We start from the raw sequence: 7,753 nt of genomic DNA on the forward strand, positions 1-7,753 counted from the left end.
ATGGCGCGGCCGGCACATTCGCCAACGGCGGCAGCGGCAACGGCGGCTGCGGCGCCGCCGCTGCCGCCGTTGCCGCTGCCGCCGTTGGCGAATGTGCCGGCCGCGCCATTAGCGCCGTCACCGCCGGCACCGCCGTTACCGCCCGTGCCGAAGAACCAGGCCACCGCGGCACCGCCGTCACCACCGGCACCGCCGCTGAAGCCGGCAGTGATGGCGTCGCCGCCGGCGCCACCGTCACCACCAAGGCCCATGAACCAGCCACCGGCGCCACCGTCGCCGCCCGCCGCGCCGGCGCCGCCGGCCCCACCGTCACCGCCGTTGCCGATCCAGCCGAGGGCGCTACCGCCGTTACCGCCGGCAACACCGGCCGCGTCGCTGCTCCAGCCGGCGCCACCGTCGCCGAACCACAAGCCACCGTCACCGCCATCGGGATTGAGAGCTGTTCCGTCGGCACCATCACCGATCAGGTACAACCCGGAGAAGTCGTTGATGGCACCGTTGACCAACTCGCCCAACGGGTTATTGATCCAGAACTCCATCACCATGTGGAGCGGGTTGTAGAACAAGTTGGTGAACAGGTCCGTGCCGAAGTCTGCCGCGGGCATGGGTTCGAAGTTGAAGCTGAAGTCCGCCGGCGAGGCATCCGACTGGGGGAACATGTCGGAGAGCCAATCGAAGTTGAACAGATCATCGAGGTCGGCCTGCGCCGGGGGCGCCGACGCCAACGGCGCCATGCCGAAAGCCAGGAACGCGGCGACGGCGCTGCTGGCGCCGGCTACCCGGTTGCGGCGCCGCGAGCGCACCTCCGGCTGAGTGCCACGCTGACTGCTGCTGTGACGACGATTCATTTTCGAACACCTCTCCTGTGAACAGTCCTGTTGAGCGGTTGTGACTTGTCAGTTGGGTCGTGCGACATGCTGGCTGTGTCGGCCTAAGCGCCCAGGCCGGCCAGGGCGTCCATCAGGGACGTCCAATCGAACGTGTCCCCCACGCTGGAGCCGGCGCCGCCGTCATCGAAGAAGTCAGAGGGGACGACGGGGAAAGAGAATCCGGACAGCGGCGGCTCCACGGGCGGTTGGCCAGGGTTCTTGCCGTCCCAGTTCCAGGCAGCCCCGCCCAGCAAACCGGCGATGGCCTGCTGCCAGCCCATGATGGCGCCGATCGGGCCCACCCCATGGCTTTCAACGGTGAGCGTGAGCGGTGACCCCAATAAGCTCGAAGCGTCGATAGCGAGGCCGACGCTGTTGAAGATCGAACCGCCGACCGCTGGCACCTCGGAAACGATGTTTCCGGAGGCGTCATAGGTCGTGTATGCGGCGTTGGCCACCGAGCCGGGGGTAAGGAGCCCGCCCAGCGCGAAATCCAGATGAGAGATGGTGCCCGGCGGTACCGCATCCCCGAGCAGCGGTATCACGAAATCGAGGTTGAGGGTGGCGCCGTTGAAGAAGGCGCCGGTCATGTTGGCCAGGATCTCGTTCAGGCCGTCGCCGTCGTTGATGCTGTTCATCAGCGCGACCCAGGGGCTTAGCCCCGGCCCGATCATGCCCATGATCATGGCGCTCATCGGTGAGGAGATGAAGTTGATGATCGCGTTTATCGGTTCGACGTCGGTACCGGGAGGCAAGAAGGCCGGCAACAGTTGAGGAAGAAGCCCGAAGAGCAGCGAGTGGCCGAGGGTGAAGGTGGACAAGTCGGCACCACCACTGAGGGTATGCAGAATCGTGGTAGCTGCGATCGGGTCATCCGCGGCGACATTGAGCAGGGTGTAGCCATTGCTCACCGCGCGCAGGTGCTCCTGCATCTCGTTGACCACGTCGGGGATCTTCGACGGGTCGTTGAGGATCTCCTGAAAGAACGCGAACTGGTTGGCGATGAACTGCTGGAACGCCACATTCGGAGCGACGTTGAAGTTGTTGGCAAGCACCGTGGCGTTCTGGGCCGCGATGTTGTACTGGTCGATCCACGGCGCCCAAAGATCGCCTAGTGCACTGGTGAGCTGAACATCTCGGATCGTGGGGACACTCGCCAACGGGGTTGCCACCGGGGTGGCTGCGATCAGGCCGGAGCCCACGATCGCAATGCCGGCGGTGACGTAGGGGCGAAGAGTTTGCTGCACAGCCATCTCCTTTTGTGAGGTGCCGCCCTCGGCAGGCGCCCTTGCGAAGCCGTGACGCTGCCGTGTTGTTCCTGAATTCACACTTACTTACTGATGTGTTACGGAACACTATCCGTGAGAAACTTAAGACACAAGCATCTTCGTCAAATATTTTTCACGTGTTTCCAAAGCTTACAGGCGTTAACTTTTCAATCTCTCGTGGTCCGGCATATTTTTTACCTGAGAGTGAACAGTCGTCCTTTCCTGGATACATCTCCGCTCCACAAATGGACCGGCTTATGTGATAGAAGCGACCCCGCCAGCGACACGGTCGTCGGGGCCCGCCAGTGACCCGGCGGCCGTGAGGTGTCGTACTCGGGCGCCCAACCAGCCGCCGAGCGTTCGGTGGCCGGGGTCCTGCGCCGCGGTTGTAGTCGGTGCGGCCGGCACCACCCCACTGTGCCGATACCGCGTTTTGACTGCCGTGGTATGTCTGATAAGTGCGGATCGGTGTACAGCTGGCCTACGCGGGCGGCTTCAAGGAAGCGGTGGAGCGGGTCATCGAGCTGGAGCAAGCCGGGATCGACGTGATCGCCGTCGCGGAGGCCTACTCGTTCGACGCCATCAGCCAGCTGGGCTACCTGGCGGCCAAGACTTCCCGAGTCGAACTCCTCACCGGGGTCCTGCCGATCTACACCCGAACGCCCGCCTTGTTGGCAATGACAGCCGCCGGCTTGGACTACGTATCCGACGGCCGGTTCGCCCTGGGCCTGGGCACCTCGGGGCCGCAGGTGGTGGAGGGCTTCCACGGCGTACCGTTCGACGCCCCACTGGGACGTACCCGCGAGGTGGTGGAGATCTGCCGGACGGTGTGGCGTCGCGAACGACTCAGCTACGACGGAGAGCACTACCAGCTACCCCTTCCGGCGGACCGCGGAACCGGGCTGGGCAAGTCATTGAAGTTGATCAATCACCCGGTGCGGGCGCGGATTCCGATCTCGATCGCTGCGCTGGGGCCCAAGAACGTCGCACTGACCGCCGAGATCGCCGACGGTTGGCAGCCGGTGTTCTTCTACCCGGAACGGTCCGGCGAAGTGTGGGGCGAGTCCTTGAAAGCCGGCGCCGCAAAACGTGATCCGGCGCTGGGTCCGCTGGATGTCATCGTGGGGGCGTCGCTGGCCATCGGCGACGACGTCGAGGACCGGCTGGCTTGGGTGAAACCGCAACTGGCCTTGTACATCGGCGGAATGGGCGCCAAAGGCCGCAATTTCTACCACAACCTGGCCACCCGGTACGGCTTTGGGGCCGCCGCCGATCGCATCCAGGAGCTGTATCTGTCCGGACGCAAGGCCGAGGCGATCGCCGCCGTGCCCGACGAGCTGGTGCGCCACACCTCGCTGGTCGGGCCGCGCGGCCTGGTGGCCGAACGACTCGCCGCCTACGCCGAGGCCGGCGTGACCACGCTGCTGGTGGGCCCGCTGGCCACCGGGCCCGACGAAGCGCTGCGCTACGTCGAGGAGCTCCGCGCCCTACTGCCGTCCTGAGCCAGCGCACCGCAGGCCGACGATGGGCCGGATGTGGCCCAGGACACTCCGCAGGCCAAGATGGGCCTATGGACTTCACGCCGACCGTGACAACGCCCATCGCCCAAACCCTGTTTGAGCTGCTGCAACGCCAAGCAGACCGGTTCGGTGACAAGGTCGCGTTCAGCTTCTCCTACAACGGCGACGACGAAGGCCGCAGCGAGCTGACGTTTCGTGAGCTGGACCGCCGCGCACGCGCGATCGCGGCGAACCTGCAACGCTACGACGTCGCCGGCGAGCGGGTCCTGGTGCTGGTGCGGCCGGGCCTGGACTTCATCGCCGGGTTTTTCGGCTGCCTCTACGCCGGCGCCGTGGCGGTGCCGGTCCATCAGAAACTGGCGCCGCGCCTGCAGGTCGTCGTCCCCGACGCGGCCGCGAAGTTCGCGCTCACCGCCAGCGAGAAGAGCGAGGAAACCCGAGCCGCGGTCGCCGGGATTCCAGGGGAACCCGAGCAGTGGTTCTTCACCGATGCAGGCGCCGACCCTGACACCTGGGTGACGCCGGACCTCAACATCGACTCGCCAGCTGCCATCCAGTACACCTCCGGATCGACTCGCTCCCCCAAGGGCGTGCTGCTGAGCCACGGCAACATCCTGCACAACTGCGATGCCATCCGCCAGTCGTGGAACGGCGACGAGAACGCCAGGGGCGTGTTCTGGCTGCCACCGCACCACGACCTGGGCCTGATCGGCGGCATCCTGTCCATGATCTACGTCGGGGCCAGCACGGCGCTGATGTCACCGACCGCGTTCATCAAGCGCCCGATGCGCTGGCTGGAACTGGTGTCCGCCCATCGGGGCGTGATCACCGCCGCGCCGAACTTCGCCTACGACCGGTGCGTGGAGACGAGCACTCCCGAAGAGCGTGCCGCGCTGGACCTTTCCTGCATGACAGTCGCCATGAACGGAGCCGAGTCGGTGCGCGCCACCTCACTGGCGGCGTTCGCCGACGCCTTCGCGCCGGCGGGTTTCCAGCTCTCGTCGTGCTATCCGGTGTACGGATTGGCCGAGGCCACCCTGTGTGTGGCGTCCGGATCGCCCGCCGGAGTACCCGGGGTGCGCTACCTCGATCGGGTCGCGCTGGAACAGGACCGCATCGTCGACGTGGCACCGGAGGACCTCGCCGCCGCGACGTTCGTGGGCTGCGGTCAGCCCCGGCAGACCGACATCGCCATCGTCGATCCAGTGACCCGCCGCCTCTGCGGACCCGACGAGATCGGTGAGATCTGGGTCGCCGGACCCAATGTGGCGCAGGGCTATTGGAATAGGCAGGAGGAAACGGCGGCGACGTTCGGAGCCAGGCTGGCCGAACCGGCCGACCAGGCCCGCGGACCGTTCTTGCGCACCGGAGATCTCGGTTTCCTGTGTGCCGGTGAGATTTTCACGACCGGACGCTGCAAGGACCTGATCACCATCGACGGTCACAACTACTACCCCAACGACATCGAATTCACCGTGCAGCAGTGCAGTCCGGTGCTGGTCTCGGGCCGCGGAGCGGCCTTCGCCACCGACGCGCCGCCCAACGGGGTCGGACAGTTGGTCATCATCCACGAGGTGGACAGTGCGCAGGCCGCTGAGGCCGACCTCGATGCGATCATCGAGGCGATTCGACTGGCGGTCGCAACCCATCACGGGATCGCGGCCGACGCCGTGGTCTTGGTGCACCACGTATCGCTGCCGACCACCTCGAGCGGCAAGATCCAGCGCGGCCAGTCCAAGCAGAACTTCGTCGAGGGCAGGCTGGCAGTCCTCGCCGAGTGGCGTACGCCGACCCACGAACTGTCTCTGGAAGAACTGGAGGCGGCAGCCAGGATCGTCTCGACGCTGCAGTCCTGGGGAACCGCGCAGGGCTGAACGACGCGCCGGGTGCTTGGCCTTATGCCAGCGGGTTGATCCAGCGCAAACCGGGGAATCGCTGAAAATCGGTGTCGGCGGAGGCCAGTTCGACGCCGTGCTCGATGGCGAGGGCGGCAAGCTGCGCGTCCGGTACCAGGTTGCCGGTGACTTCGATCTGAGCGCAGATAGTGGCGTATGCCTGTGCGGTGGTTTCGGTCGCGGGCGGGATCCACACCACCGGGACCGCTAACCAGTCCGCGATGTAATCCCACGCTTGGGGCCCGGTCAAGGGGTTGGCAGTCACCCTGGGATGAGTGACGATACGCAGAAACGCGCCGATGGTCTGCCATGGCAGGCCGACCCGGTTGGCGCCGTTCAGCGTTTCTTCCAGCCACGCCGCGGCCACGGGATTGTGTTTGCTATCGGCGTCGACCGCGTACATCAGGAGGTTCGCGTCTAGGAGCATCGCGGCTCACCGGTCATCATCGAGCAGGTCCAGCACCTGCGCCACGTTGGTGACATCGACCTTCAGGCCGATCGGCGTGGAGCGATGACGATATCGAGACCCGGGGGCGCTGGCCGATGCGGCGATACCGCGGCGGGCGAGCAGGTTCAGCGCCTCGCTGATCCCCAGCCCCTGCCGCCGAAGCCGCTCGATCTCGGCAGCGACGTCGCTGTCGATGACCACGGTTGTCCTCACGTTCAGCATCGTACTCCGATGCGCATCATGATGCGTTCTTAACCGCATCATGATGTGAGTGCTCGGATCACTCCCCTACCTGCGGCAACTCTTCGGCGGCGGTCTCACAGGGGGTCTTCGGCGCGACATCAGCGGCCGGCCCGGGGGGGTCGTCCGCCTCGCCGGGCTGGTCGGCGTCTTCGGTGTCCGCGGTTTCCTCGGCTCCCGGCCGCGGACCGATGTCTTCCGACAGTTCGGCCGGCTCGGGTTCCTCAGCCGCACCGGCGGTCTGGCCTGCCGGTTCGGAGTCGCCGGCGTCCTCGGAATCGGTGGGGCCCGCGGGGTCTTCGGGTTCAGGGTCGCCCCGGGCGTGTTCATCGAACGGCTCGTCGAGCGCCTGGCCGGCGCCGGGATCGCCGAGCGCATCGATAAGCCGCGGGATCAGCCCGCCCAGGCCCGCGAGGCCGCCGAGCCCACCACCCGCGCCGCCCGGTAGTCCCGTCGACGGCAACCCCAGGTCGCCGGGCAGGCCGGGCACTCCAAGCGAGCCAAGATCACCCGGCAGGGCATCGAGCGGTCCGGCGGGCGCCGGGTCGCCCACTGCCGGCCCCGGCGGGCCCGGCGCCACCGCGGCAGGCTGCGCCGGCGGAACCTCCGCAAGACTCGGCATCGGCGCAACCGAAAACGGCACAACGGGCTCCGCCGCGGCGGGCTGACCCACCGGTCCCAGGTCCCCCGGCAGCGCGAACACCACGCTCGGCCCAGGCTCGGCCGCCGCGACCGCGGCGCCGTAGGCCGCATCAATGCCGTCCCGCGCCGACCGGACCGCGGCCACCCACTCGACGCGGACATCGTTGTCCACGTACGGCAGCACCTGCTTGTCGACCACCTCGGTGGCACGTTCGTCCTCGGAGCCGGAGGCCACCGCGTGGGCTGCCGCCAGCCAAGACGACCGGTACGCGCCCGCCCGCTCATCGACGGCCAACACCGCGGCGACCTTAGCGTCGACCAACCGCCACAGCTCATCCCGCAGCGAGCCACAGGCGCCGGCCACGGCGCGCAGCCGGGCCGTCAGCTGCGCCGCGGCGTCACAGTGCTGGCGCAGGAACTCCGCGGCCACGTCGGCGCCCGGACCGCGCCAAGCACCGTCCAACTCGACCAGTTGCTGTCGTTGCGCGCGCAGTGCCTCGTCGGCAGCGTCAGCCAGTGCGTACATACCGACACAGTCGGCATCGAGCGCTCGCAGGTCCAGTCCGGCTTCGCTGTCGTAGTGGTCGGCGAGCTGTCCTTCGTAGCCGGTGAGCTCCGGATGCCGATATCCCCGTCGCTGGCAGGCCGCCACGTAGGTCTGCAGGTGCGTGACCGCCTCACGCCCCTCGGCCAGCCGGCCGGACACATCGTGTCGCTGGGCCACGTCAGCCGACCCGTTCGGCCGCAGAGGTATCGGCCTGTCCATAGCGCACCAGGCCGACTCGCAGTGCCGTGGCGATCTCGGCGTTGGCCCGCGACCAGCGCATCAGCTCGGGCAACCACGCCTGTAGACCTGTCTCTTATACACATC

At 67.2% G+C, this 7,753-nt stretch carries 7 protein-coding genes; 2 read left to right on the forward strand and 5 right to left on the reverse strand.

What is annotated here, in order from left to right:
• Positions 1-848 (reverse strand): PGRS repeat-containing protein (locus LI94_RS24700; protein WP_343252080.1); only part of this gene is annotated, 848 nt, incomplete at its 3' end.
• 83 nt (positions 849-931) lie between these two features.
• Positions 932-2,122, reverse strand: a complete 1,191-nt coding sequence (gene gjpA, locus LI94_RS19350) for an outer membrane porin GjpA (protein WP_046302213.1) — start codon at positions 2,120-2,122, stop codon at positions 932-934.
• Between the two features lie 473 nt (positions 2,123-2,595).
• Here gjpA and LI94_RS19355 point away from each other — a divergent pair, with 473 nt between their 5' ends.
• Positions 2,596-3,639 (forward strand): LLM class F420-dependent oxidoreductase, encoded by a 1,044-nt coding sequence (locus LI94_RS19355; RefSeq protein WP_046302214.1) that lies wholly within the window; start codon positions 2,596-2,598, stop codon positions 3,637-3,639.
• Between the two features lie 68 nt (positions 3,640-3,707).
• Complete coding sequence (locus LI94_RS19360) at positions 3,708-5,531, forward strand: fatty acyl-AMP ligase (RefSeq protein WP_046302215.1); 1,824 nt, start codon at positions 3,708-3,710, stop codon at positions 5,529-5,531.
• Positions 5,532-5,553: 22 nt separating this feature from the next.
• Here the strand turns inward: LI94_RS19360 and LI94_RS19365 are convergent, their stop codons facing one another.
• The 3 genes from LI94_RS19365 to LI94_RS19375 all read right to left on the reverse strand — a co-directional run bounded on the left by LI94_RS19365 (position 5,554) and on the right by LI94_RS19375 (position 7,606).
• Positions 5,554-5,979 (reverse strand): TA system VapC family ribonuclease toxin, encoded by a 426-nt coding sequence (locus tag LI94_RS19365; protein ID WP_024443790.1) that lies wholly within the window; start codon positions 5,977-5,979, stop codon positions 5,554-5,556.
• A gap of 6 nt (positions 5,980-5,985) precedes the next feature.
• The gene (locus tag LI94_RS19370) at positions 5,986-6,213 is read right to left on the reverse strand and encodes a hypothetical protein (RefSeq protein WP_024443789.1); all 228 of its coding nucleotides are present in this window, start codon (positions 6,211-6,213) and stop codon (positions 5,986-5,988) included.
• A gap of 67 nt (positions 6,214-6,280) precedes the next feature.
• Positions 6,281-7,606 (reverse strand): hypothetical protein, encoded by a 1,326-nt coding sequence (locus LI94_RS19375; protein ID WP_046302216.1) that lies wholly within the window; start codon positions 7,604-7,606, stop codon positions 6,281-6,283.
• Between the last annotated feature and the right edge of the window lie 147 nt (positions 7,607-7,753).

Origin of the sequence: Mycobacterium sp. UM_Kg27 (genome assembly GCF_000972905.1) — a bacterium.
Classification (GTDB): domain Bacteria; phylum Actinomycetota; class Actinomycetes; order Mycobacteriales; family Mycobacteriaceae; genus Mycobacterium.

Excerpts from the sequence above, each read along its gene's own strand:
- gjpA (WP_046302213.1), bottom strand. The coding sequence starts at position 2,122 with ATGGCTGTGCAGCAAACTCTTCGCCCCTACGTCACCGCCGGCATTGCG.
- LI94_RS19360 (WP_046302215.1), top strand. The coding sequence starts at position 3,708 with ATGGACTTCACGCCGACCGTGACAACGCCCATCGCCCAAACCCTGTTT.
- LI94_RS19365 (WP_024443790.1), bottom strand. The coding sequence starts at position 5,979 with ATGCTCCTAGACGCGAACCTCCTGATGTACGCGGTCGACGCCGATAGC.